Raw genomic sequence first — 26,526 nt, forward strand, 5'->3', positions numbered from 1 at the left:
CCATGCTGGCCAACTGCAAGACCGGCGAGTACGACAGCCTGGCAATTGGCCGTGGTCTGTCGCCCGAGCGCCTTCAGCGTTATTTCGACCCGACAGGGCCGGGGCGCTGGGCGATCAAGGCGCCGATCAAGGGCCGGGTGGAGTTTCGCTCGTTCAACCTGCTGGACAGCTACGCGAGCCTCGGCAAATTCGACATCGTGTTCTGCCGCAACGTGCTGATCTACTTCTCCGCCGAGGTGAAGAAAGACATCCTGTTGCGCATTCACAGCACGCTCAAGCCAGGTGGCTATTTGTTCCTCGGTGCGTCCGAAGCGCTGAACGGTTTGCCGGATCATTACCAGATGGTCCAGTGCAGCCCGGGGATTATTTACCAGGCGAAATGATTCATCGGCAGCTTAAAAAAAACGGGAGTCCTCAGGGGGCTCCCGTTTTTTTATGCCTGATGATTTCCCTCCAGCACCTCCATCCCTTGTGGGAGCCAGCGGTGCGGCGGTCCGACTTGCCCACGATTGCGGTATGACTGACAAAGTTGAGGTGCCTGACACACCGCTATCGCGGGCAAGCCCGGCCTCCACAGATTAGGTGTTGTACTTTCGACAGTGATAAGCGGCAGAAAAGCGGCAGATGGCGGAAGCCGGTTGCCGCTTTTCTGGCATTGCCGCCTTGCCACTCCCCGCAAAGCCCCGGTTTATGGGGTTTTTTATTTGGCACGCCGCTTGCTATGTCTCTGTTACGAAAAATCAGGTCACCCGAAGGTTTCCCGACATGAGCATCAGCTTCGATAAAGCGCTCGGTATCCACGAACAAGCCCTGGGCTTCCGCGCTCAGCGTGCCGAAGTCCTGGCCAACAACATCACTAACGCCGATACGCCGAACTACAAGGCTCGGGATCTGGACTTCTCGAAAGTGCTCGCCGAGCAGAACGAGAAAACCAGGAACGGTACGTTTGCCTTGAACATGACCAACAGCCGTCATATTGAAGCTCAGGGCCTGGGCAATGGCGACGAGTCGCTGCTGTATCGCACGCCGATGCAGCCGTCGATCGACCAGAACACCGTGGACGCCCACCTGGAACAGTCGAACTACGCGGAAAACGCCATCGGCTTCCAGGCCAGCTTCACCCTGCTCAACAGCAAATTCAAAGGGCTGGTGTCAGCCCTGCGCGGAGAGTAAGTCATGTCCCTATCCAGTGTTTTCAATATTGCCGGTAGCGGCATGAGTGCTCAAACCACGCGCTTGAACACCGTGGCCTCGAACATCGCCAACGCCGAAACCGTCTCGTCGAGCATCGACCAGACCTATCGCGCCCGTCACCCGGTGTTCGCCACCATGTTCCAGGGTGGCCAGAACGGCGGCAGCGATTCGCTGTTCCAGAACCAGGATGCTGCCGGTCAAGGCGTGCAAGTGCTGGGCGTGGTCGAAGACCAGAGCAACCTTGAAGCGCGCTACGAGCCGAACCATCCGGCTGCAGACGCCAAGGGTTACGTCTATTACCCGAACGTCAACGTCGTTGAAGAAATGGCCGACATGATTTCCGCGAGCCGTTCGTTCCAGACCAACGCCGAAATGATGAACACCGCCAAAACCATGATGCAGAAGGTCCTGACCCTCGGTCAGTGATAAGGGGCGACTCTGATGAGTGTTACCAATACCACCAACGGCTTGAGCCTCAATGATGTTTTGGCCAACTCTTCGCTCAGGACCAACAATACCAGTGATGGTCTGTCTTCAGCGGCGAGCAATGTCGCTGGCAAAAAAGAGCTGGGCAAAGACGCGTTCCTGCAATTGCTGGTGACCCAGCTGCAAAACCAGAACCCGCTTGAACCGCAGGACAACGGCGAGTTCGTCGCTCAGTTGGCGCAGTTCAGCAGCCTGGAAGGCATCACTACGCTGAACGATACGGTCAACGCCATCGCCGGCTATTACAACTCGTCGCAAGCGTTGCAAGCTTCTTCGCTGGTCGGCCGCTCGGTGGTCGCCGAGACCGACACCGCAGTGGTCGATACCTCCAAGAGCTTCAACGGTACGGCGGTCCTGCCAGCATCGGCGGACCCTGTGACGGTCAAGATCACCAATGCCGATGGCACTGTCATTCGCACCATCGACCTGGGCAGCCAACCAGCCGGCCAAGCCAGTTTCATCTGGGACGGCAAGAACGATGCGGGAGAAGTGGTCGAGGCTGGAACTTACAAGTTTTCCGCCACCGCGACTTACGACAGCCAGGCGACCTCGCTGGTGACTTACCTGCCCGCAACTGTCAACAGCGTGACCATCAGCCAGACCGGTGGTGAGTTGATGCTGAACCTGGCCGGCCTGGGTAGTGTTGCCCTGTCCAAAGTGCAAACCATTGGTATATAGAGCCGACTAATACGGCACAAAGGAGTGGAGTATGTCTTTCAATATCGGCCTTAGCGGTCTCTATGCCGCCAACAAACAACTGGACGTAACCGGCAACAACATCGCCAACGTCGCGACCACCGGTTTCAAATCCTCCCGTGCAGAATTCGAAGACGTGTTCTCGGCCACCCGCCTGGGCACCGGCAGCAGGACCGTCGGCAACGGCGTGCGCCTGGCCAACGTTTCCCAGCAGTTCAGCCAAGGCGACGTGAGCAACACCGGCCGGGTGTTGGACCTGAGTATCCAGGGCAGCGGTTTCTTTATCCTCAGCGACAACGGTTCGCTGAGCTACACCCGAGCCGGCGTGTTCAATACTGACGCCGAAAATTACGTGGTCGACAACAACGGTAACCGCTTGCAGGGTTATGGCGTGGACGCCAACGGCAAGATCATCAACGGCGTGCTGACCGATCTGAGAGTCGACATGTCGAGCCTGGCGCCGAATGCGACCACGCTTGTCGATCAGACGCTGAACCTGAACTCCTCGGACACAGTGCCAACCGTACCTGTGTTCGACGTCAATGACACCAACAGCTACAACAAAACCATTTCCACCCCTGTGTACGACACGCAGGGTAACCAGCACTCGATGGATCAGTACTACGTAAAAAATCCGGGGGCCAACACCTGGACTGTTTACACCTTCATTGACGGTCGTAGCCCAAGCGACCCAACGCAAAACCCGCCGGTGCCGATCACGGCTGACATCACCTTCAATCCGGATGGAAGCATCAATACCCTGACGGGCGGTGCAGGCTGGGCGCAAACCGGCAACACCCTGACCATGACAGGCTGGGTTCCTGGCGTGGCGGTTGACGCCAACGCCAACCCGCCAGTCTGGGCCGCGAACGGTTCTAACGCCGCTGCTGGCGGTATTGCGTTCGACATGACCAGAACCACGTCTTACGCTTCGCCAACCGCACGTTCTGCGCAGTACCAGGACGGCTACGCCACTGGCCAGATTTCCAGTCTGACCATCGATGGAAGCGGTGTCATGACCGCCAACTTCAGCAACGGGCAAACCAAGGCCATCGGCCAGGTAGCCGTGGCCAGCTTCGCCAACGAACAAGGCTTGCAGCCAATCGGTGGTACCCGCTGGAAAGAAACCTTCGCCTCGGGCGTGGCCGGCGTCGATGCACCGAAAACCGGTACACTGGGTGCAATCGTGTCCAACTCGCTGGAAGAGTCCAACGTCAACCTGACCAACGAACTGGTTGAGTTGATCAAGGCGCAGAGCAACTACCAGGCGAACGCCAAGACCATCTCCACCCAGAGCACCATCATGCAGACCATCATTCAGATGGCTTGATGCCTGATAGCGCTACTTGAAAAACCCCTCGGAAGAGGGGTTTTTTATGGCCGGGATTTGTCTCGGGTTCAGACACCCTGGTTGTCTGTATTGGCCTCATCGCGAGTAGCCCCGCACATTTGGTTTGTGTTGCGCCTGATAACCCCATCCAGGCCAAAATCCATTGGTGCGATCACCCCAGGTTATCGCCGGATACGCATAAGTGATTATCCGCCCCTCCAGGCGCTGGCTAAAGTCGCACCATCGAATGCCCGGAACCCGCCGCCCGAGCGGCTCTGCGCAGCGACCTGACAACTACAAGAAGCCGGCAGCGCAAGGAACTGTATTCATGAAAATCAAAGCCATCCGTACCCGCGTTTTTGAGTGGAAAGGCAAAGTCGTTCCTCCTCAAGCACACTTCTGCACCAACGCCAGCGACATCCTGTTCGAGCGCGGCGATGCCATGGGCTCGTTCCGTTTTCATGGCTGGCTGGTGGTGGAAGTCGAGACCGACACCGGTCTGGTCGGCATCGGTAACTGCGCCTTGGCGCCGCGTGTGGCCAAGGAAATCATCGACACCTACCTGGCTCCAATCGCCATCGGCGAAGATCCGTTCGACAACGAATACATCTGGCAGAAGATGTACCGCCAGAGCCACGCGTGGGGCCGTAAAGGTATCGGCATGGCGGCGATCTCGGCCATCGACATCGCCATCTGGGACATCATGGGCAAAGCGGTGAACAAGCCGGTGTTCAAACTGCTCGGCGGGCGGACCAAGGAAAAAATCTGGACCTACGCTTCCAAACTCTACGCCAACGACAACCTCGACCTGTTCCTCGAAGAAGCCCAGGGTTACCTGAACCAGGGTTTCACCGCGCTGAAAATGCGTTTCGGCTACGGCCCGAAAGACGGCCCGGCAGGCATGCGCAAGAACATCGAACAAGTGCGCGCATTGCGTAATCTGGCCGGCCCCGACATCGACATCATGCTCGAATGCTACATGGGCTGGACCCTGGAATACGCCCGTCGCATGTTGCCCAAACTCGCCGAGTTCGAGCCACGCTGGCTGGAAGAACCGGTGATCGCCGATGACATCGAGGGTTACATCGAACTGAAAAAAATGGGGATCATGCCGATCTCCGGCGGCGAGCATGAGTTCACCTCCTACGGCTTCAAAGACCTGCTGGAACGCCGCGCCGTCGATGTGATCCAGTACGACACCAACCGCGTGGGCGGCATCACCGCCGCACGCAAGATCAACGCCATGGCCGAAGCCTGGTCGGTGCCGGTGATCCCTCATGCCGGGCAGATGCACAACTACCACCTGACCATGTCCACCACCGCCTCGCCAATGGCCGAGTTCTTCCCGGTGTTCGACGTCGAGGTCGGCAACGAACTCTTCTACTACGTGTTCAAGGGCGAGCCGCAACCGGTCAACGGCTACATCCAGCTCGACGACAACAAGCCAGGCCTGGGCCTGGAAATCTCCGATGAGTATTTGAGCGACTTCAACATCATCGAGTGACCTTGAGGCGTCGCCTGTGGGCGGCGCCATCCCCGACTTTCTGGAGGCCGTCATGCGCCTGATTCAATTTGAAAACACTGCCGGTGAGCGTCAGGTTGGCCTCGTCGAAGGGGCACAGGTGCAGGTGCTCAAAGGCACCCGCAGCACCCGTGAACTGGCACTCGCGGCGATTCGTGCTCAACGCAGCCTGCAAGAAGAAGTCGCTCAACGCGGCACCGAGGCAGGCCCGGATTACGCGCAACTGTTGCAACAGGGCAAAGTCCTGCCGCCGCTGGATCACGACGACCCGGCCCATTGCCTGATCAGCGGCACCGGCCTGACCCATCTGGGCAGCGCCTCCGCGCGGGACAAAATGCACCAGCAGGACGGCGCAGTCGAAGCCGGCATGACTGACACCATGCGCATCTTCAAGTGGGGCCTGGAAGGCGGAAAACCCGCATTCGGTCAGGTCGGTGCGCAACCGGAATGGTTCTACAAGGGCGACGGCAGCATCGTCGTGCGCCCCGGCGCAGACTTCCCGGTGCCGCCGTTTGCCGAAGACGCCGGTGAAGAACCGGAGTTGACCGGCCTCTATGTCATTGGCGACGACGGCCTGCCGTATCGCGTCGGTTATGCCTTGGGCAACGAGTTCTCCGACCATGTGATGGAGCGGCGCAATTACTTGTACCTGGCGCATTCCAAACTGCGCTATTGCTCCTACGGTCCAGAGTTGCGCGTCGGTGAATTGCCAAGGCACCTGGCCGGCACCAGCCGGATCAAACGCAACGGCGAAACGATCTGGGAAAAGGAATTTCTCAGCGGCGAAGACAACATGTRCCACAGCCTCGCCAACCTCGAATTCCACCACTTCAAATACGCGCAGTTTTTGCGCCCCGGCGATGTCCATGTGCACTACTTCGGCACCGCCACGCTGTCGTTTGCAGACGGCGTGAAAACCCAGCCGGGCGATCGCTTCCAGATCAGCCTCGATGAGTTTGGCGCGCCCTTGGTCAACGGTATCGGCGAAAGTGCCCAGCCGTTGCCAATCGGTCGGGTGCGCACTCTCTGACCCCTGTAGGAGCCGGGCTTGCCCGCGATGGCGGTGTGTCAGTCACCGCAGACATTGGCTGGAAGACCGCCATCGCCGGCAAGCCGACTCCCACAGGTCTGCAATCGATCAAGGAATCCGAAATGACCACGATACTTGGACACAACTACATCGGCGGCCGCCGCAGCGCCAACGGCACGCTGCAACTGCAAAGCCTCGACGCAACCACCGGCGAACCGCTGCGTGGCAACTTCTTTCAGGCGACTGAAGCCGAAGTGGATGCCGCCGCCAATGCAGCGGCTGGCGCTTACCCGGTCTACCGTAACCTGAGCGCGGAAAAACGCGCACGGTTCCTCGATGCCATCGCCGATGAAATCGATGCACTCGGCGATGATTTCGTCGCCACGGTGTGCCGCGAAACCGCGCTGCCAGCGGGGCGAATTCAGGGCGAGCGCGCTCGCACCAGCGGGCAGATGCGCTTGTTCGCCAAGGTCCTGCGTCGCGGTGATTTCTACGGTGCGCGGATTGATCGGGCGCTGCCGGAGCGCCAGCCATTGCCACGTCCGGACCTGCGCCAATACCGCATCGCGATAGGGCCGGTCGCAGTATTCGGCGCGAGTAATTTTCCGCTGGCGTTCTCCACCGCCGGCGGTGATACCGCGTCGGCATTGGCCGCCGGTTGCCCCGTGGTGTTCAAGGCTCACAGCGGTCACATGGCAACCGCCGAATGGGTGGCGGACGCTATCATCCGTGCCGCCGAACGTACCGAAATGCCGGCGGGTGTGTTCAATATGATCTACGGCGGGGGCGTCGGCGAATGGCTGGTCAAGCACCCGGCGATTCAGGCGGTGGGCTTCACCGGTTCGCTCAAGGGCGGTAATGCCCTTAGCCACATGGCTGCGACCCGGCCGCAGCCGATCCCGGTGTTTGCCGAGATGTCGAGCATCAACCCGGTCTTCCTGTTGCCCGAAGCGCTTGCAGTCCGCGGCGAACAAATCGCCGCGCAACTTGCCGGTTCGGTGACCCAGGGTTGTGGTCAATTCTGTACCAATCCCGGCCTGGTCATCGGCCTGCGCTCACCGCAGTTCAGCACCTTTCTGGAAACCTTTTGCGCCAGCATGAACCAGCAACCGGCGCAAACCATGCTCAACGCCGGTACGCTGGTCAGCTACCACCGAGGCCTTGGCGAGTTGCACGAACATCCGGGGCTGACGCATCTCGCGGGCAGGCCGCAACAAGGTAATCAGGCGCAGCCGCAGGTGTTCAAGGCCGATGTCAGCCTGTTACTTGAGGGTGATGAACTGCTTCAGGAAGAAGTCTTCGGGCCGACCACCATTGTCGTTGAAGTCGAGAACCAGGCTCAGTTGGCGGCAGCGTTGCAGGGGTTGCGCGGGCAACTGACAGCGACCTTGATTGGCGAGGCCGAGGAGTTGCTGGAGTATCGCTGGCTGGCAGAAATGCTTCAGGAAAAGGTCGGGCGGATTCTGCTCAATGGTTATCCGACCGGGGTCGAGGTGTGCGAGGCGATGGTGCACGGCGGGCCATACCCGGCGACGTCCGATTCCCGGGGGACATCGGTGGGGACGCTGGCGATCGATCGGTTCCTGCGGCCGGTGTGTTTCCAGAATTACCCGGATGCGTTGCTGCCTGAGGCGTTGCAGAACGCTAATCCGCTGGGGATTCGGCGGTTGGTGGATGGGGAGGTCAGCGACCAGGCTCTGTAGTTTTCGGTGTCTGGGCTACCGTCTTCGCGAGCAAGCCCGCTCCCACATTCGATCTTCGTCGTGACACAGATCGAATGTGGGAGCGGGCTTGCTCGCGAAGGCGCCATCAGCAACACCGCCGAATTACTTGGCAACCACCTCAGCCACTTTCACCGCCGGCTTCAACACCAACCACAACGCCGCCGCAATCAACACCCCGCCATAGACATGCGCCATGGACAACGGCTCATCCAGCAACAACGCCCCCCACAACACCCCGAACGGCGGGATCAGGAACGTCGTGGTCATCGACCTCACCGGCCCGATCGAGCTGAGCAAGCGGAAGTAAATGATGTATGCCAGCGCGGTACACACCAGCCCCAACCCCAGCAACGACAACCAGACATTCCAGCCACCCCAGCTCGCTGGCGGTTGGCTGATCACGCTGTAGCCGAACAGCGGCAACAGAAACAACGTCGCCCCCAGCATGCTGCCCAGCGCAGACAAACGGCTGTCGAGACCACCGGCCTGATCCAGCCAACGGCGGGCGAGGAAACCGGCGAAGCCATAGCATGTCGTGGCAAGCAGGCAGGCGAGGGCGCCCATCAGCAGTTGCAGGTCGAACGCGACTGGGCCTGCACGGGTCAGGACGCCAACCCCCAACAATCCGAGGAAGACCCCACCGAGCTTGGCGGCGGTGAGCCTTTCATGAAAGAACAACCCGCCAATCAGCACGCCCATCAACGGCGTGGTGGCGTTGAAGATCGCCGAGTAGCCGGCCGGCAGCACTTGGGCTGCCACAGAATAGAGCGTCGCCGGGATCCCGGAGTTGATCACCCCGAGCAGCATGACTGTCTTGAGTTTGCCTTTGAAATCCCAGCTGATGCGCATCAGCCCGAGAATCACCAGCAGGCCGGCGGCGGCAATCGACACACGGAAAAAAGCCGTGGGGACGGTGCCAATCACAGGGGCGATGATGCGCATGAACAGAAAACTCGCACCCCAAATGGCCGCCAGTGAAAGTAAACGGACGATATCGACGGGACTCACGGTGCACTCCTTCCTTGATGGGGACGAGAGTGTTGCCGAGGGCCAGATCGATGGCAACCGGAAAACGAGCAAATAATCCGAGCGAAAAATTACGCTTCTCCTGCACCCGGTTCACTGGCTAAGCTCAGGGCTCACGAATTCCCGCAGAGGTCTCACCCATGCCGCAGCAATGGCCAGCCGCCGATATCGCCCGAATGATCCTCGATGGCTTTGACGATTACCGCGAGCATTTCCGTCAGATCACCGACGGCGCCCGGGCGCGTTTCGAGCAAGCCCAGTGGCAGGAGACGCAAGTCGCGTCGGCTGCGCGGATCAATCTCTATGAAGAAAAAGTCAGCGAAACGGTGGAGCGCCTGCGTGTCGCTTTCGATAGCGACACACTGGACGTCAGCTGCTGGCCGCTGGTCAAAAGCGCGTACATCACGTTGATCGACCTGCGCTTCGACGATGAACTGTCCGAGACCTGGTACAACTCGATTTTCTGCGGTTTGTTCAGCCATGACCTGATCAGCGACGGCTGCATGTTCATCCACACCACCCGCCCGAGCCTGCGCCGGGCCCGCGCTGCACAAACCCGCACGTACAAACCGCAGGGGCATTTGTCCGACATGCTCGCGAGCATTTTTGCCGACTACCGTTTCAGCGAGGATTACGCCGATCTGGCCGGCGACTTGAGCCGCCTCGAAGCGCAACTGCGCGAGAACCTGCCGGACTGGGTGTGCAAAGACCCGGAACTCAGCGTCGAACTGTTCTCCTCGGTGCTCTACCGCAATAAAGGCGCGTACCTGGTTGGGCGTATCTACACCCATGACGAACAGTGGCCGCTGGTTATACCGCTGCTGCATCGCGAAGGTCGCGGGATTCAGATCGATGCGCTGATTACCGATGAAGCGGACGTGTCGATCATCTTCTCGTTCACCCGCTCGTATTTCATGGTTGATGTGCCGGTGCCGGCGGAGTTCATTGGTTTCCTCAAACGCATTCTGCCGGGCAAGCACATCGCCGAGCTGTACACCTCGATCGGTTTCTACAAACACGGCAAATCCGAGTTTTACCGGGCACTGATCAATCACCTGGCCAACACCGACGACCAGTTCATCATGGCCCCCGGCGTGCGCGGCATGGTCATGAGCGTGTTTACCCTGCCGGGTTTCAACACCGTGTTCAAAATCATCAAGGACCGTTTCTCGCCGTCGAAAAACGTCGACCGCGCCACGGTGATCGAGAAATACCGTCTGGTAAAAAGCGTCGATCGTGTGGGGCGCATGGCTGATACCCAGGAATTCGCCGATTTCCGTTTCCCGTTGAGCAAATTCGACCCGGCATGCCTGGAAGAATTGCTCGAAGTGGCCGCGTCCACGGTGTCGGTGGAAGGCGACACCGTGCTGATCCGCCACTGCTGGACTGAACGACGGATGACGCCGTTGAACCTTTATCTGGAAAACGCCAACGAGGCGCAGGTGCATGAGGCGCTGGAGGATTACGGCCTGGCAATCAAGCAATTGGCGGCGGCGAATATCTTTCCTGGCGACATGTTGCTGAAAAACTTCGGCGTCACCCGCCACGGTCGCGTGGTGTTTTATGACTACGACGAGATCTGCTTCCTGACCGAGGCCAACTTCCGGCACATCCCGCAGCCGCGCACGCCGGAAGACGAGATGGCGTCGGAGCCTTGGTATTCGATCGGGCCGCTGGACGTGTTTCCCGAGGAGTTCCCGCCGTTCCTGTTTGCCGATTCGGGGCAGCGGCGGCTGTTTGATCAGTTACATGGCGAGTTGTACAACGCCGATTACTGGAAAAGCCTTCAGGAAGCGATTCGGGCCGGCAAAGTGATCGACGTGTTCCCGTATCGCCGCAAGGGCCTGGATAACGAGTAGTCGGCTCGACAGCTGCTACAAGGGATCTCGTTTGTCCTTTAAATCTGCGACAATCGCCCCCCTGCGCCACTAGACGACTGAATTGCGTACCCGATGACCGACGAATCGCCCTCCATCGACAAACTGCTGAAAAATCTCGATCACGCCATGCTCGCCGACCGCCACCGGCTGCGGCGGCAGTTGCTTGAGCTGCGCAAGAAACCTGACGAGGCCAAGCTGGCCCTGTGGGTGACGCGGATGCAGGCGTCCTGTGATCAGGTGCTGGCGCGGCGTGCCAGCCTGCCGGTCATTCGTTACGACGACAGTTTGCCGATTGCTGCCAAGCGCGATGAAATCAAAGAAGCGCTGCTCAAGCATCAGGTGCTGATCATCGCTGGCGAAACCGGCTCGGGTAAAACCACCCAGTTACCGAAGATCTGCCTGGAAATCGGTCGCGGCCAGCATGGCCTGATCGGCCACACCCAGCCCCGTCGAATCGCTGCGCGCAGCGTGGCCAGCCGGGTTGCCGAAGAGCTGGCGACGCCGCTGGGCGCGCTGGTCGGCTATCAGGTGCGGTTCGAGGATCAGAGCGATTCCAACACGCTGATCAAACTGATGACCGACGGCATCCTGCTGGCGGAAACCCAGAACGATCGCTACCTCGAACGCTACGACACGATCATCGTCGACGAAGCCCACGAACGCAGCCTGAACATCGACTTCCTGCTCGGTTACCTGAAAACCCTGCTGCCGCGTCGCCCGGACCTGAAAGTCATCATCACCTCGGCAACCATCGATCTGGAGCGCTTCTCCAAACATTTCGATAACGCGCCGATTGTCGAAGTCTCTGGCCGCACCTTCGCGGTGGAAACCTGGTATCGCCCGCTGACCCTGGAGCAGGATGAAGAGGGTAACCGCGTCGAGGATGACTTGACCGTGGACCAGGCGATCCTCGCCACCCTCGACGAAATCGCCGCCTTCGAACGCAGCGAGCGCAAGAGCCCTGGCGATGTGCTGGTGTTCTTGCCCGGCGAGCGCGAGATTCGTGACGCGGCCGAGATGCTGCGCAAGGCTCAGCTCAAGCACACCGAAATCCTGCCGTTGTACGCACGCCTGTCGCCGGCCGAGCAGCAGCGGATTTTCCAGTCGCACCCCGGCCGACGCGTCGTTCTGGCGACCAACGTCGCGGAAACCTCGCTGACGGTGCCGGGCATCCGTTACGTGATCGACAGCGGTACTGCGCGCATCAGCCGTTACAGCTACCGCGCCAAGGTTCAGCGCCTGCCCATCGAAGCGATTTCCCAGGCCAGCGCCAACCAACGTAAAGGGCGTTGTGGTCGGGTCGAGCCCGGTATCTGCATCCGCCTTTATGGTGAAGACGATTTCATTGGCCGTCCTGAATTTACCGACCCGGAGATCCTGCGGACCAACCTTGCCGCGGTGATCTTGCAGATGCTGCACCTGCGCCTCGGCGAGATCACCGATTTCCCGTTTATCGAACCGCCGGACGGCAAGGCCATCAGCGACGGTTTCAACCTGCTGCAAGAACTCTCCGCGGTGGACCGCAACAGCCAGCTGACCCCGCTGGGGCGCAATCTGGCGCGCTTACCGGTGGACCCGCGCATGGGCCGTATGCTGCTGGAAGCGGCAAAACTCGGCAGCTTGCAGGAAGTGCTGATCGTCGCCAGCGCCATGTCGATTCAAGACCCGCGCGAACGTCCGCCGGAGCGTCAGCAAGCGGCAGATCAGGCTCACGCGCAGTGGAAAGACGTGGACTCGGACTTCGCCGGGCTGGTCAATCTGTGGCGCGGTTTTGAAGAACAACGCCAGGCGCTGACGGCGAGTCCGCTGCGCAATTGGTGCCGCAAGAATTTCCTGAATTACCTGCGACTGCGCGAATGGCGCGACTCGCACCGCCAGTTGAGCCTGATCTGCCGCGACATGCAGTTGAGCCTCAACAAAGAGCCGGCGGATTACCCGAAACTGCACAAAGCGGTGCTTTCGGGCCTGCTCAGTCAGATCGGTCAGAAAACCGATGAAGGCGATTACCTGGGTGCCCGTCAGCGGCGTTTCTGGATTCACCCGTCATCCGGGCTGGGTAAAAAACGCCCGCAATGGCTGATGACCGCCGAGCTGGTGGAAACCACCAAACTCTATGCACGCATGGTCGCCAAGATCGACGCTGACTGGATCGAGCCGTTGGCCGGGCACCTGATCAAGAAAAACCACTTCGAACCGCATTGGGAGAAGAAGCGCGGTCAGGTCGTGGCCTTCGAGCAGATCACCTTGTTCGGGCTGATCGTGGTCGGCCGCCGGCCGGTGCATTACGGGCCGATTGACCCGGTGGTGTCCCGTGAGTTTTTCATCCGTGAAGGCCTGGTGCGCGGCGAGATTCAATCCAAGGCCAAATGCCTGACAGCCAACGCGCAACTGCTGGAACAACTCGACGAACTGGAAGCCAAGGCCCGTCGCCGTGACATTCTGGCTGACGAAGAAACCCTGTTCGCCTTTTACGATGCGCGATTGCCAGCGGAGATCCACCAGACCGCGACCTTCGACAGCTGGTATCGGATCAACAGCCAGAAAGACCCACAGCTGCTGATCATGCGCGAAGAAGACGTGCTGGCCCGCGAGGCCAGCGAAGTCACCGCCCTGCATTACCCGGATACCTTGCACATCGGTGATCTGGAACTGGCGCTGAGTTACCACTTCGAACCCAATCATCCGCGCGACGGCGTGACCCTGCGCGTGCCGGCGCCGTTGCTGCCGATGCTGCCGCCGGAACGCCTGGAATGGCTGGTGCCCGGTGTGATCGAAGCCAAGTGCATCGCGCTGGTGCGCAACCTGCCCAAGGCGCTACGCAAGAATTTCGTGCCGGTGCCGGACTTCGTCAAAGCGGCGTTGCAGCGCATGACCTTCGCCGAGGGTTCGTTGCCTCAGGCGCTGGGCCGTGAATTGCTGCGCATGACCGGCGCGCGGGTCAGCGATGAAGCGTGGGCCGAGGCGTCGCAGCAGGTCGACAGCCATTTGCGCATGAACCTGGAAATCGTCGACGGCCAGGGCAAGTTCCTTGGCGAAGGGCGTGACCTGGCCGAACTCACTGCACGTTTTGCCGAAGCCAGCCAGGCGGCGTTGGCTGTTCCGCAAACCGCGAAAAGCCAGCAGCCGGTGGAAGCCAAAGTCTTTGCGCCGGTTGCCGAGAAAACCCAACAGAAGATTGCCGGACTGTCGATGACGGTCTACCCGGCGCTTGTGGAGGAGGGTGGCACGGTCAAGGAAGGGCGTTTCTCGACCCCGGCTGAAGCCGAGTTCCAGCACCGCCGCGCCTTGCAGCGTTTGTTGATGCAGCAACTGGCCGAACCGGCAAAGTTCCTGCGCAGCAAGTTGCCGGGACTGACCGAGCTGGGCCTGATGTACCGCGACATGGGGCGTATCGACAGTCTGGTGGAAGACATTCTGCTGGCCAGTCTCGACAGCTGCATTCTCGACGGCGAAGACCCGTTGCCGCGCGATGGCGCCGGGTTGGCGGCATTGGCCGAACGCAAGCGCGGCGGCTGGACTGAGCACGTCGAGCGTCTGGCGAAACTGACACTGGAAATCCTCAAGCACTGGCACGGTCTGCAAAAACGCTTCAAAGGCAAGATCGACCTGGCACAAGCCGTGGCCTTGAACGACATCAAGCAGCAGCTCAGTCATCTGGTGTATCCAGGCTTTGTCCGTGAAACACCGATGGTGTGGCTCAAGGAATTGCCGCGTTACCTGAAAGCGGTCGAGCAGCGCTTCGAAAAAATCGGCGCTCAAGTGCAGAGAGATCGGGTCTGGAGCGGCGAATTATCCGGCCTCTGGAGCCAATACCAGACCCGCGCCAGCAAGCACGCCCAGGAAGGCAAGCGTGATCCGCAGCTGGAGCTCTATCGCTGGTGGCTGGAGGAGTACCGGGTTTCGCTGTTCGCCCAGCAATTGGGGACCAAGGTGCCGATCTCCGACAAGCGCCTGAACAAACAGTGGACCCAGGTCGAGCCCTAGAACTGAGGTTTGCACAATACCCTGTGGGAGCGAGCCTGCTCGCGAAGGCGGTGTGTCAGTCAACATTGATGTTGAAGGTGACGCCCTCTTCGCGAGCAGGCTCGCTCCCATATTTGCTACGCCGTTGCTCTCGCAAAAGGCGCCAAAACCCAATGTTTATGGCAAACTTCGCGCCTATAAACGCTGGTCCCGCGGTTTTGAGCCTTTCAGGGTTCGGGCGGATCGGAATAAAGCGATGCCTGGTTGGCTTCCCATGACGGGAACAGACCCCTTGTGTGTTGGTACGTCGGTGCCAATGCTTTCTGCCTGAACAGATTAGAGAAACAACCATGCATAACGTCGTCATCAGCGGCACCGGCCTGTACACCCCGGCCAACAGCATCTCCAACGAAGAGCTGGTGCAATCTTTCAACGCTTACGTTGCGCAATTCAACGCCGACAACGCCGAGGCTATCGCCCGTGGCGAAGTCGAAGCGTTGACCGAGTCCAACGCGGCGTTCATCGAGAAAGCCTCCGGCATCAAAAGCCGCTTTGTCATGGACAAGGACGGCATTCTCGATCCGCAACGCATGGCGCCACGCCTGCCGGAGCGTTCGAACGACGAATGGTCGGTACTCTGCCAAATGGCTATCGGCGCCGCCGAACAAGCCTTGCAGCGCGCCGGCAAGACTGCCGCGGACATCGACGGCGTGATCGTCGCCTGTTCCAACCTGCAACGCGCCTACCCGGCCATCGCCATCGAAGTCCAGGAAGCGCTGGGCATCCAGGGCTTCGGTTTCGACATGAACGTTGCCTGTTCCTCGGCAACTTTCGGCATCCAGGCGGCCGCCAACAGCGTGCAACTGGGCCAGGCCCGGGCCATCCTGATGGTCAACCCGGAAGTCTGCACCGGTCACCTGAACTTCCGCGACCGCGACAGCCACTTCATCTTCGGTGACGCTGCCACGGCCGTGATCATCGAACGTGCGGACCTGGCGACGTCCAAGTACCAGTTCGACATCGTCAGCACCAAGTTGCTGACCAAGTTCTCCAACAACATCCGCAACAACTTCGGCTTCCTCAACCGTACGGCGGAAGAGGGCATCGGTGCCAAGGACAAACTGTTCGTGCAGGAAGGCCGCAAGGTGTTCCGCGACGTCTGCCCAATGGTTGCCGAGCTGATCGCGACGCACTTGGAAGAAAACACGCTGAACATCAGCGATGTGAAGCGTTTCTGGCTGCACCAGGCCAACCTCAGCATGAATCACCTGATCGTCAAGAAGCTGCTGGGTCGCGAGGCCACCGAAGAAGAAGCACCGGTCATTCTCGACACCTATGCCAACACCAGCTCCGCAGGTTCGGTGATTGCGTTTCACAAGAACCAGGATGATCTGGCCGCCGGCTCGCTGGCCGTGCTCAGTTCGTTTGGCGCCGGTTATTCGATTGGTAGCGTGATTCTGCGCAAGCGTTGAGCTCATGGATGAGAGATAGACATGGCTGTCGCTGACGACACCCGATTGCTCGACCGTCTGCTGGCGGGCGAGCAGAAGGCTTATAAGGAATTGGTCAGCACTTACCAGAGTGCCATGCGTGCGGTGGCCTATGCGATTGTCGGCAACCGGCATGCCGACGAAGTGGTGCAGGATGCCTGGTTGTCGGTCGTGCGCAATCTCAAAGGGTTCGAAGGGCGTTCGAGTCTCAAGACCTGGCTGCTGACCATTACTGCCAACTCGGCCAAAAGTCGCTACAAGCAAAACCGCCGCGAGGTTTTGCTTGATGACCTTCCGTCACCCCACGGCACCATCGATGATGATCGTTTCTCGCCCGGCGATGGTCATTGGCTGGTGGCGCCGTTTGCCTGGCACCAGGACACCCCGGAAGCGCTTCTGACCGAAAATGAGCTGCGTGAATGCCTGGAGCGCACGCTGCTCAGTCTGTCGGAACTGCAAAGCAGCGTATTGTTATTGCGCGAGCGCCAGGGGCTGGAGCTGGAGGAGATCTGTAATCTTCTGGAAATCTCGCTCTCCAATGTTCGCGTGCTGTTGCACAGGGCACGGTTGAAGGTCTTTGCGACCGTGGAGCATTTTGAGGAAACCGGCGAATGCTGACCTGCAAGGAACAAGTGGCTCGCTCCAGCGATTATCTCGACGGCCAGTTGAGTTTTCGTGAGCGGCTGATGGTGCGTCATCACCTGATGTTCTGCCCTAATTGCCGACGCTTCATTCATCAGATGCGGCTGATGCAGGCGACATTGCGCGCCATGCCCGAAGAAACGGTGCCGGACGTCGATGCGCTGGCCGAACGTCTCGCAGCTGAACGTCGCAAGGACATTCCGTAGAGTGTACGGGCAGGAGTCAGGCTCGCAGGGCTTTCACGCAATAAGTGGAGAGGAAGTTGATGGCGCTGCAACGTTTGGAAAGTCTGTCCGACATAGCACCGCATACCTGGGATGCGCTCGTACCTGAGCGCCAGCCGTTTCTACGTCATGCCTTTCTCAGTGCACTGGAAGACAGCGGCAGTGTCGGCCCGCATTCCGGCTGGCAGCCCGAGCATCTACTGCATATCGAAAACGGTCGGCTGATCGCTGCGCTGCCCAGTTACCGCAAGTGGCATTCCTATGGTGAGTACGTGTTCGATCATGCCTGGGCGGATGCCTGTGAGCGGGCCGGCATCGACTATTACCCCAAATTATTGACCGCCGTGCCCTTCAGTCCCGTTAGCGGACCACGCTTGCTGGCGGCCAGCGTCGAGGACGGTTTCGAGTTACTCCAAAGCCTGCCGGGCTACCTTGAGATTGAAGGGCTTTCCAGCGCGCACATCAACTTCACCGACCCGTTCACTGACGCTGCACTGGCCGAACAGCCCGGCTGGTTGCAGCGAATTGGCTGTCAGTATCACTGGCAAAATCGCGGCTATCGGGATTTTCAGGACTTCCTCGACGTCCTGAGTTCACGCAAACGCAAGCAGATGCGCAAAGAGCGAGAGCAAGTCGCGGGGCAGGGCATCGATTTCGAATGGCTTGAAGGTCGGCAGCTGGATCAGGTGCAGTGGGATTTCGTCTATGCCTGCTACGCCAATACCTACGCGGTACGTCGGCAAAGACCTTATTTGACGCGTGAGTTTTTCAGCCTGTTGGCCGAACGCATGCCGGAATCGATTCGTGTGGTGCTGGCCAAACAAGGCTCACGGCCGGTGGCCATGGCCTTCAGTCTGGTGGGGGGCGACAGTTTTTACGGCCGTTACTGGGGCTGTCTGGCGGAGTTTGATCGACTGCACTTTGAGACGTGTTTCTATCAAGGCATGGATTATGCGATTGCCAATGGCTTTCAACGTTTCGACGCCGGTGCCCAAGGCGAGCACAAATTGATTCGCGGGTTTGAACCGGTGATCACCCATTCCTGGCATTACCTGCGTCACGCGGGTCTGAAAGCGGCGGTCAAAGACTTCCTGCAACAAGAGCGCGTTGGGGTGCTGGCGTATGCCGAGGAGGCGAGGACCGCCTTGCCTTACCGGCAAGACTGATCCTCGTCCGAGGCTTCAGGTCTCTTCTTTGCCCAGCCAGCGATAGGTGATGCCGCCAATCACCGCACCCAGCAGTGGTGCCACCCAGAACATCCACAGCTGTTGAATGGCCCAGCCACCGACAATCAGTGCCGGGCCGGTGCTGCGCGCCGGGTTGACCGAGGTATTGGTGACCGGGATCGAGATCAGGTGGATCAGGGTCAGCCCCAGGCCGATAGCGATGGGGGCAAGTCCTGCCGGGGCACGCTTGTCGGTGGCTCCGAGGATGATCAGGATGAACATCGCCGTCATCACCAGTTCACAGACAAACCCGGACACCATGGAATAACCGCCGGGGGAGTGTTCGCCATAGCCGTTGGAGGCCAGGCCGCCGGCCAGGTCAAAACCGGGCTTGCCGCTGGCAATGAAATACAGCAGCGCGGCAGCAATCACCCCGCCAATCACCTGCGCAATGATGTAAGCCGGCAGCTCCTTGGCCGGAAACCGTCCGCCGACCACCAGCCCCAGCGACACTGCCGGGTTGAGGTGACAACCGGAGATATGACCAATAGCGAACGCCATGGTCAGCACCGTCAACCCAAACGCCAGGGCAACCCCCAGTAAACCGATGCCTACATCCGGGAAGGCGGCGGCCAGCACCGCACTGCCACACCCCCCCAACACCAGCCAGAACGTACCTACCAACTCTGTCGCTGAACGTTTGAATAGAGACATAGAGCGTGCCCTTTCGAGGTTTTACTGCCTATCGCATCCAGCAGATGGACTGCAGAACCATCACCAGAACCTTGGCTGAGTACAGCAGGGTTTTTTCAGAATTCCAGCCGACGGGTAAGGCAGATCGTTCCCTCGCTCTGCGTGGGAATGCCTCAATAGACGCTCTGCGTCCGCTTTTTGGACGCAGAGCGTCCCGGGCTGCATTCCCACGCAGAGCGTGGGAACGATCAGATGATGGTGAATCGAATTAATCGATTCCGACAAATCCCCCGGTCTGGTGCTGCCACAGCCGTGCATACAACCCGCCATGGGCCAGCAGTTCTGCGTGGGTGCCGGTCTCGGCGATCTTGCCGTTTTCCAGCACCACCAGGCGGTCCATCCGGGCAATGGTCGAAAGACGGTGGGCGATGGCGATCACGGTTTTGCCCTGCATCAGGGTTTCCAGGCTTTCCTGGATGGCCGCTTCCACTTCAGAATCGAGGGCTGACGTCGCCTCGTCCATGATCAGAATCGGCGCATCTTTTAGCAGCACGCGGGCAATCGCTATCCGCTGACGCTGACCGCCAGACAGTTTCACCCCCCGCTCACCCACATGCGCATCGAAACCCGTGCGGCCTTCGGCATCCGAGAGCAACGGGATGAACTCGTCGGCGCGGGCCTTGTGCACCGCTTCCCAGAGTTCGGCGTCGGTGGCGTCGGGTTTGCCGTACAGTAAATTGTCGCGGATCGAGCGGTGCAGCAGCGACGTGTCCTGAGTGATCATGCCGATACGCTCGCGCAGGCTCTCCTGGCCGACTTCAGCGATGTTCTGGCCGTCGATGAGGATTCGTCCCCCCTCCACGTCATACAGGCGCAACAGCAGGTTGACCAAGGTTGATTTGCCGGCGCCGGAGGGACCGATCAAGCCGATCTTTTCACCTGCCTTGATGTTGAGATTAAGGTCGCCGATGATCCCGCTCTTCTTGCCATAGTGGAAATCCACGTGCTCGAAACGCACTTCGCCCCGGGCGACGGCCAGTGGTTTGGCCTCGTCTCGATCCGTCACGCTGACCGGTTGAGAGATGGTCTGCAAGCCGTCCTGAACCATGCCGATGTTTTCGAAGATGCCGGTGACCACCCACATGATCCAGCCGGACATGTTGACGATGCGGATCACCAGGCCCGTGGCCAGGGCAATCGCACCGACGGTGATCAGCGACTGCGTCCACAGCCACAGGGCCAGGCCGGTGGTGGTGACGATCAGCAAACCGTTCATGCTGGTGATGACCACGTCCATGCTGGTGACAACGCGGCCGGCCAGTTGCGCCTTGACTGTCTGTTCTTCGATGGCTTCCTTGGCGTACTGCTGTTCGAAATTGGTGTGGGCGAACAGCTTCAGCGTGGTGATGTTGGTGTAGCCGTCGACGATCCGCCCCATCAGTTTGGAACGCGCATCGGAAGACACCACCGAACGCTCTTTGACCCGTGGCACGAAGTAATAGAGCGCACCCATGTACGCTGCGATCCAGCTCAGCAGCGGGATCATCAGGCGCCAGTCGGCTTCGGCAAACAACACCAGCGAACTGATCGCGTAGATCAGCACGTGCCACAGCGCGTCCACCGCTTGCACCGCCGAATCGCGCAACGAGTTACCGGTCTGCATGATGCGTTGGGCGATACGCCCGGCGAAGTCGTTCTGGAAGAAATTGAGGCTCTGTTTGAGCACGTAGCTGTGGTTCTGCCAGCGGATCATGCTGGTCATGCTGGGGCTCAGGGTCTGGTGCACCAGCAGGTCATGCAGGCCGACGAACACCGGGCGCAGGATCAGCGCCACCACCGCCATCCAGGCCAGTTCGATGCCGTGTTCCTTGAAGAAATTGACGTTGGGCGTGCCCTGGGCGAGGTCGATGATGCGGCTCAGGTAACTGAACAGCGCCACTTCGATCAGCGCGCCAAACAGGCCGACGATCAGCAGGGCGGCGAAACTCGGCCAGACCTGTTTCAGGTAATAGGTATAGAAAGGGAAAACCCGATCCGGAGGGGCTGCCGTCGGTGCATCGCGGAATACGTCGATCAGTTTTTCAAAACGGCGATAAAGCATCAGTTCTCCGCCCGCGCACGGGCTCTCCTTTGAACAATGTGAGCGGCGCCGCAGGCCGGCAGCCGCTCAAGACTTCCTGTGAAGCTTAGTCGATGACTTTGGCCGACTTGATGAGCACTGGATCGGCGGGCACGTCTTTCATGCCACCGCGCATAGTGGTTGGCGTGTTGACGATGATGTCCACCACGTCCATGCCTTTGACCACTTTGCCGAATACGGCGTAGCCGTCACCTTGGTCAAGGAAATCGTTGTCCTTGACGTTGATGAAGAACTGGCTGGTGGCCGAATCAGGTGCCGACGTACGTGCCATGGACAAGGTGCCACGAACGTTGACCAGGCCGTTCTTGTGTTCGTTTTTGATCGCGTCCTTGGTGACTTTTTGTTCCATTTGTTGGGTGAAGCCGCCGCCCTGGACCATGAAGCCCGGGATCACGCGGTGGAAAATCGTGTTGTTGTAGAAGCCGCTATTGACGTAATCAAGGAAGTTCTTGGTACTGATCGGCGCCTTGACCGGGTCCAGCTCGATTTCAATCTGGCCGTTGGTGGTGTCCAGCAACACGTGCGGCGCCTTGGCAGGGGTTGCAGCCATCAGGTTGGCAGCAAACAGTACGGAGCCGGCGACGAGGGCGATTTTTTTTAGCATGGGTCAGTGATCCTGAGTGAGGTGGTGTCGACTGCGGTGAGAAACTCGAGCAGTGTTTGGTTGAAGCGTTCGGGTTGGTCCAGCGGGGTGGCGTGACGCGAATCGGCGATCACCACCAGCCGCGCATCGGGCAGCAGTTTTACATAGGATTCTTTCAGCGCGACGGGTGTGTAATCACGGTCGGCGCTGACGATGAGGGTTGGACAGGCGACCTTCGAAAGTCGTTCCTGAACCCCCCAACCAACGATGGCATCGAAGCTGGCGAGATAAGCACGTTTGTCGTTTTTTGCCCAGCGCTCGGCCATCTTTTGACGCAAATCTGCCTGTTCCGGATTCGGGAACAACTTGCCGCCGAGGGCCTTGCCAATGGTGCCCAGGCTGAGGGCGCGCATCAGGCTCCAGCGTTTGAACCACTGCCAGTAATCGTCGCGACTGCGCAATTTGACCTGTGGCGCGCTGTTGACGATGGTCAGGCTTTTGAGCAAATGCGGTTGGTCCACGGCCAGTTGAAAACCGATCATGCCGCCCATCGAAAGCCCCACGTAGTGGACCGGGCCTAGGTTCAAATGCTCGATCAACGCAACCACGTCAGCGCTGAAACCAGCGATGCTGTAGCGCTCGCGAGGTTTGTCGGAACGGCCGTGACCACGCACATCCGGGACGATCACCCGGTGGTGCGCGGACAGTGCCGGGATCTGCATTTCCCAGTCCAGTGTGCTGGAACCCAAGCCATGGACCAATAGCAACGGCGTGCCATGGCCGTACTCCTCGTAGTGCAGGTTGCAGCCTTCGTGTTCGAAATAGGCCATGCATTCACTCCTTGTCAGGCTTGTTCAGGGGCGGCGAAAGGCGCGTCCAATGGTGCGGTGTCGAAGGTGCGCAGCAGTTCGATGAGAATCTGCGTCGCAGGTCCCAGGGGTTTGTCCTTGTTCGAATACAGGTAAAAGCTCGGGTTACGACTGCCGCCCTGATCCAACGGTAGCAGCTTGAGCGTACCTTCTTTGAGTTCCCGTTCAATCATGTGCCTGGGCAACCAGGCGAACCCCAGGCCGCTGCTGACAAACGTCGCTGCGGTGGCCAGGCTGCCGACGGTCCAGCGTTGTTCTGCACCGAGCCAGCCGACATCACGTGGCTGCTGCCGTCCGGAGTCGCGGATCACCACTTGCATCTGGCTTTCCAGGTCCTGGAAATTCAGCTCACGGTTGAGGCGGTGCAGCGCATGTTCGGGATGGGCGACCGCCACGAATTCGACATCGCTCAATTCCGCCCCCAGGTAACCGGGAATGCTGAACCCGGTGATCGCCAGGTCAGCCACGCCTTCGAGCAGGACTTCTTCTACCCCCGACAGCACCTCTTCGCGCAGACGAACCCGGCAGCCGCGGCTTTGCGGCATGAACGCGGTCAAGGCGCGGACGAGGCGGGCGCTTGGGTACGCCGCGTCGACCACCAGCCGCACTTCGGCTTCCCAACCTTGTTCCATGTGGTGGGCCAGGTCTTCCAGCTGACTGGCCTGTTTCACCAGTTGCCGCGAACGACGCAGCAACACGCCACCGGCTTCGGTCAATACGGCTTTGCGCCCATCGATGCGCAACAGCGGCACACCGAGTTGGTCCTGCATGCGTGCGACGGTGTAGCTCACCGACGATTGCGAGCGGTGCAGCGCTTCGGCGGCCTGGGCGAAACCACCGTGGTCGACCACGGCCTGCAACGTTCGCCATTGATCAAGGGTCACGCGGGGCGCTTTCATGAATAGCTCCTCTTGTCCTAAGCTGGCAGCCCTTTATGGAGACTGCTGAATGAAAAAGCTTTGTTGTGTGCTTCTGGCGATGCTGCCTTTGACGGCGTTTGCGTATCCGATAGATGTGCAGAAAAACCTCAACGGCATGAAGATCGACTACACCACCTACGACACGGATAACGACATGGGCTCCATCCGGGTGGCTAACTACGGCGACGTTGATGCGAGCTGCAAAGCGGTTTTCAGCAATGGCCCGGAAGCACCGCGTACTCGCAAGATCGATGTGCCGGCGGGAAAACACAAAGATGCCACCGCCAAGTTCACCCGCGGCATTATCAAGCTGCGTATCGAGCTGACTTGCACACCTAAATGACCTCTAATCTCTTGTGGGAGCAGGTTCACTCCCACAGGGTATGCTCAGCTTATAAACGAATTAATTGATGGGTTATAGCAGTTATTTGCGCTTTTTCATCGATATGACTCTGTTTAACCTTCACTCCATCGCCTTACAGCAYTCTCAGATGGAGCCTACATCCCATGTCACGCGTTCTGATCATCGAAAGCAGCGCCCGTCAGCAAGACTCGGTTTCCCGTCAACTGACCCAGACCTTCATCAGCCAGTGGAAAGCCGCGCATCCGGCCGACCAGATCACTGTTCGTGACTTGGCCGTCAACCCGGTTCCGCACCTGGACATCAATCTGCTGGGCGGCTGGATGAAACCTGTCGAGCAACGCAGTGACCTTGAACAGGCTTCGCTGGAGCGCTCTAACCAGTTGACCGATGAGTTGCTGGCTGCCGACGTGCTGGTCATGGCTGCACCGATGTACAACTTCGCTATCCCCAGCACGCTGAAAGCCTGGCTCGACCATGTGCTGCGTGCGGGCGTGACCTTCAAATACACCGACACCGGCCCGCAAGGTCTGCTCAGCGGCAAGCGTGCCTACGTGTTGACCGCTCGCGGCGGGATCTACGCCGGCAGCACAGCGGATCACCAGGAACCGTACCTGCGTCAGGTCATGGCGTTCATCGGTATCCATGACGTGACCTTTATTCACGCCGAAGGCATGAACCTGGGCGGCGACTTCCACGAGAAGGGCCTGAACCAGGCCAACGCCAAGCTTTCCCAAGTGGCATGACGCTTTAATCGCCAGATAATCCCTTGATGTTCAAGTGACCTGGCGCAACTCCTTCAAGGCTTTACGCGCATCGAACCTCCCTTTGCACTTATTGCTCCTGAGTGCTCTTGCCCGATTGAACGCTTAGCGAGATCGGGTTTTTTTTGCCTGCGATTTCATCAACACCCCAAATCCCCTGTGGGAGCGAGCCTGCTCGCGATAGCTATGTCACAGTCAATATTGATTGATATTGGCTGACCCACCGCCATCGCGAGCAGGCTCACTCCCACAAGGTTTCGCATTGCCGGTCGTTCGCGAAAACAGATAAAACCCGCTATCGTCGCCGCCATTCAAAACGAGGCGAGCATGGGCTATCTACTTTTTGTCACGCTGATCCAGGCGTTTTCCTTCAGTTTGATCGGCGAATACCTGGCCGGTCATGTCGACAGTTACTTCGCGGTACTTGTGCGCGTGGTGCTGGCGGGGCTGGTGTTCATTCCGCTGACGCGCTGGCGTTCGGTGGAGCCTGCGTTCATGCGCGGCATGCTGCTGATCGGCGCGTTGCAGTTCGGTGTGACGTACGTGTGCCTGTACCTGAGCTTCCGGGTGCTGACGGTGCCKGAGGTGCTGCTGTTCACCATCCTCACGCCGTTGCATGTGACCTTGATCGAAGATGCGCTGAACCGGCGTTTCAATCCGTGGGCATTGATTGCTGCGGTGGTGGCGGTGATGGGGGCGGCAGTGATTCGCTACGACCGGATCAACCCGGATTTCTTCATGGGGTTCCTGCTGCTGCAACTCGCCAACTTCACCTACGCCGCCGGGCAGGTGCTTTATAAGCATCTGGTGGCGCGCCATCCGAGCGATCTGCCGCACTACCGCCGATTCGGCTACTTCTATCTCGGTGCATTGGCGGTGGCCTTGCCGGCGTTCCTGCTGTTCGGCAAACAGAACTTCCTGCCCGAAGCGCCGCTGCAATGGGGCGTGTTGGTATTCCTCGGTTTGGTCTCGACCGCGTTGGGCTTGTATTGGTGGAACAAAGGCGCGTGCATGGTGAACGGCGGGACGCTGGCGGTGATGAACAACCTGCATGTGCCCGTGGGCTTGCTGATCAATCTGCTGATCTGGAATCAGCATGAGGAGTTGGGGCGACTGTTCCTCGGTGGGTCGGTGATTTTGATGGCGGTCTGGATCAGTCGGTTGGGTATCAGGCGCGCACCAAAACTAGTGTAGGCGCTGCTGCAGTTGCAGCGGATGGGCCAGCAGGCAGAGGTCTAGCTGGCCAGCCATGGAGAAGTGAACTAAGGGAATGCCCGCATGAAAACTGCGTACAAAAAAATAGCGTTGGCTGTCTGCTTGAGTGCTGGCTTGACGGGGCCGGACGTTGAAGCCGAAGAGCCACCACCTACAAAAGACTGGAAAAATATAACCATCAATGATCTTTCTGTCATGCGACAACTGATAGTCAGTTCACATCCAGGCGCTATTGATAGCAGTAATGAGGCTTTTACAGATTGGGTGGAGCGGGGTTATTTGGAAGCAAGTCAGCTGTCCGAACGCGTCAGCTCAAGGAAAGACTCTCAAGCCGTGCTGAATTTTTATATTGCGGGCTTCAAGGATGGACACGTAGGGCTGAATCAACCTGGTCAAGGAAACTCTTCCTGGGCAGGTTTCATTTTGGATGGGCAAGGTCAGAGTTTTGTCGTAAAACACGTCGCAAAAAACTGGCCTGTGCCGTTACCGCCGATTGATTCCAGGGTTATATCATGTGACAACAAATCAGTCCGCGAGATACTGGAGAGAGAACTATCCCCCTATTTGGATCGTAGGCTCGAACTAAAGTCGACCTGGCTACATTTAGC

The 26,526-nt window shown here is 59.2% G+C and carries 21 protein-coding genes and 3 pseudogenes; 18 read left to right on the top strand and 6 right to left on the bottom strand.

Going from position 1 to position 26,526, the window contains the following annotated elements:
* The 8 genes and pseudogenes from cheR to AC1DSG_RS09960 form a co-directional block, all read left to right on the top strand.
* Nucleotides 1-383: pseudogene (gene cheR / locus AC1DSG_RS09925) on the top strand (protein-glutamate O-methyltransferase CheR); the annotation flags it as partial.
* Nucleotides 384-765: 382 nt separating this feature from the next.
* Nucleotides 766-1,173 carry a flagellar basal body rod protein FlgB gene (gene flgB, locus AC1DSG_RS09930; protein WP_477790727.1) on the top strand — a complete coding sequence of 136 codons (408 nt, stop codon included), beginning with the start codon at nt 766-768 and terminating at the stop codon, nt 1,171-1,173.
* A 3-nt stretch (nt 1,174-1,176) separates the two neighbouring features.
* Complete coding sequence (flgC, locus tag AC1DSG_RS09935; protein WP_477790728.1) at nt 1,177-1,620, top strand: flagellar basal body rod protein FlgC; 444 nt, start codon at nt 1,177-1,179, stop codon at nt 1,618-1,620.
* Nucleotides 1,621-1,635: 15 nt separating this feature from the next.
* Nucleotides 1,636-2,358, top strand: a complete 723-nt coding sequence (flgD, locus tag AC1DSG_RS09940) for a flagellar hook assembly protein FlgD (protein WP_477790729.1) — start codon at nt 1,636-1,638, stop codon at nt 2,356-2,358.
* Nucleotides 2,359-2,389: 31 nt separating this feature from the next.
* Nucleotides 2,390-3,706 (top strand): flagellar hook protein FlgE, encoded by a 1,317-nt coding sequence (gene flgE, locus AC1DSG_RS09945; protein ID WP_477790730.1) that lies wholly within the window; start codon nt 2,390-2,392, stop codon nt 3,704-3,706.
* Nucleotides 3,707-4,034: 328 nt separating this feature from the next.
* The gene (locus AC1DSG_RS09950) at nt 4,035-5,210 is read left to right on the top strand and encodes an L-rhamnonate dehydratase (RefSeq protein ID WP_140677315.1); all 1,176 of its coding nucleotides are present in this window, start codon (nt 4,035-4,037) and stop codon (nt 5,208-5,210) included.
* 52 nt (nt 5,211-5,262) lie between these two features.
* Nucleotides 5,263-6,258 carry an AraD1 family protein gene (gene araD1 / locus AC1DSG_RS09955; protein WP_477790731.1) on the top strand — a complete coding sequence of 332 codons (996 nt, stop codon included), beginning with the start codon at nt 5,263-5,265 and terminating at the stop codon, nt 6,256-6,258.
* A 122-nt stretch (nt 6,259-6,380) separates the two neighbouring features.
* Nucleotides 6,381-7,961 carry an aldehyde dehydrogenase (NADP(+)) gene (locus AC1DSG_RS09960; protein ID WP_477790745.1) on the top strand — a complete coding sequence of 527 codons (1,581 nt, stop codon included), beginning with the start codon at nt 6,381-6,383 and terminating at the stop codon, nt 7,959-7,961.
* A 123-nt stretch (nt 7,962-8,084) separates the two neighbouring features.
* Here AC1DSG_RS09960 and AC1DSG_RS09965 read toward each other — a convergent pair whose 3' ends face one another.
* Entirely contained in the window at nt 8,085-8,990 is a 906-nt protein-coding gene (locus AC1DSG_RS09965) for a DMT family transporter (RefSeq protein WP_477790732.1), read from the bottom strand.
* 158 nt (nt 8,991-9,148) lie between these two features.
* Between AC1DSG_RS09965 and aceK the strand changes: the two genes are divergently transcribed.
* From aceK to AC1DSG_RS09995, 6 genes are all read left to right on the top strand, one after another.
* The gene (aceK, locus tag AC1DSG_RS09970) at nt 9,149-10,867 is read left to right on the top strand and encodes a bifunctional isocitrate dehydrogenase kinase/phosphatase (protein ID WP_477790733.1); all 1,719 of its coding nucleotides are present in this window, start codon (nt 9,149-9,151) and stop codon (nt 10,865-10,867) included.
* Nucleotides 10,868-10,960: 93 nt separating this feature from the next.
* Nucleotides 10,961-14,872, top strand: a complete 3,912-nt coding sequence (hrpA, locus tag AC1DSG_RS09975) for an ATP-dependent RNA helicase HrpA (protein WP_477790734.1) — start codon at nt 10,961-10,963, stop codon at nt 14,870-14,872.
* Nucleotides 14,873-15,201: 329 nt separating this feature from the next.
* Nucleotides 15,202-16,323 carry a beta-ketoacyl-ACP synthase III gene (locus tag AC1DSG_RS09980; RefSeq protein WP_477790735.1) on the top strand — a complete coding sequence of 374 codons (1,122 nt, stop codon included), beginning with the start codon at nt 15,202-15,204 and terminating at the stop codon, nt 16,321-16,323.
* Nucleotides 16,324-16,344: 21 nt separating this feature from the next.
* Nucleotides 16,345-16,959 (top strand): RNA polymerase sigma factor, encoded by a 615-nt coding sequence (locus tag AC1DSG_RS09985; RefSeq protein ID WP_477790736.1) that lies wholly within the window; start codon nt 16,345-16,347, stop codon nt 16,957-16,959.
* Complete coding sequence (locus AC1DSG_RS09990; protein ID WP_477790737.1) at nt 16,953-17,189, top strand: anti-sigma factor family protein; 237 nt, start codon at nt 16,953-16,955, stop codon at nt 17,187-17,189. The genes AC1DSG_RS09985 and AC1DSG_RS09990 overlap by 7 nt, the downstream gene beginning before the upstream one ends.
* Before the next feature lie 59 nt (nt 17,190-17,248).
* Nucleotides 17,249-18,373 (top strand): GNAT family N-acetyltransferase, encoded by a 1,125-nt coding sequence (locus tag AC1DSG_RS09995; RefSeq protein ID WP_477790738.1) that lies wholly within the window; start codon nt 17,249-17,251, stop codon nt 18,371-18,373.
* 15 nt (nt 18,374-18,388) lie between these two features.
* Here AC1DSG_RS09995 and aqpZ read toward each other — a convergent pair whose 3' ends face one another.
* The 5 genes and pseudogenes from aqpZ to AC1DSG_RS10020 form a co-directional block, all read right to left on the bottom strand.
* Nucleotides 18,389-19,087, bottom strand: a complete 699-nt coding sequence (gene aqpZ / locus AC1DSG_RS10000; protein ID WP_477790739.1) for an aquaporin Z — start codon at nt 19,085-19,087, stop codon at nt 18,389-18,391.
* A gap of 247 nt (nt 19,088-19,334) precedes the next feature.
* Nucleotides 19,335-21,167: an ABC transporter ATP-binding protein gene (locus tag AC1DSG_RS10005; protein WP_477790740.1), complete on the bottom strand. Its 1,833-nt coding sequence runs from the start codon at nt 21,165-21,167 to the stop codon at nt 19,335-19,337.
* 85 nt (nt 21,168-21,252) lie between these two features.
* Entirely contained in the window at nt 21,253-21,810 is a 558-nt protein-coding gene (locus AC1DSG_RS10010; RefSeq protein WP_477790741.1) for a peptidylprolyl isomerase, read from the bottom strand.
* A 3-nt stretch (nt 21,811-21,813) separates the two neighbouring features.
* Nucleotides 21,814-22,619: pseudogene (locus AC1DSG_RS10015) on the bottom strand (alpha/beta fold hydrolase).
* Nucleotides 22,620-22,633: 14 nt separating this feature from the next.
* Nucleotides 22,634-23,557, bottom strand: coding sequence for a PA3225 family LysR-type transcriptional regulator (locus tag AC1DSG_RS10020; RefSeq protein WP_150713769.1), 924 nt, complete (start codon nt 23,555-23,557; stop codon nt 22,634-22,636).
* Nucleotides 23,558-23,606: 49 nt separating this feature from the next.
* Between AC1DSG_RS10020 and AC1DSG_RS10025 the strand changes: the two genes are divergently transcribed.
* From AC1DSG_RS10025 to AC1DSG_RS10040, 4 genes and pseudogenes are all read left to right on the top strand, one after another.
* Nucleotides 23,607-23,921 (top strand): 3-phosphoglycerate kinase, encoded by a 315-nt coding sequence (locus tag AC1DSG_RS10025; RefSeq protein WP_477790742.1) that lies wholly within the window; start codon nt 23,607-23,609, stop codon nt 23,919-23,921.
* Between the two features lie 164 nt (nt 23,922-24,085).
* Entirely contained in the window at nt 24,086-24,685 is a 600-nt protein-coding gene (locus tag AC1DSG_RS10030) for an FMN-dependent NADH-azoreductase (protein WP_477790743.1), read from the top strand.
* A 345-nt stretch (nt 24,686-25,030) separates the two neighbouring features.
* Nucleotides 25,031-25,897: a carboxylate/amino acid/amine transporter gene (locus AC1DSG_RS10035; RefSeq protein ID WP_477790744.1), complete on the top strand. Its 867-nt coding sequence runs from the start codon at nt 25,031-25,033 to the stop codon at nt 25,895-25,897.
* Nucleotides 25,898-25,981: 84 nt separating this feature from the next.
* A pseudogene (locus tag AC1DSG_RS10040) lies at nt 25,982-26,526 on the top strand (S41 family peptidase); the annotation flags it as partial.

This window comes from Pseudomonas sp. P5_A12 (genome assembly GCF_056400685.1).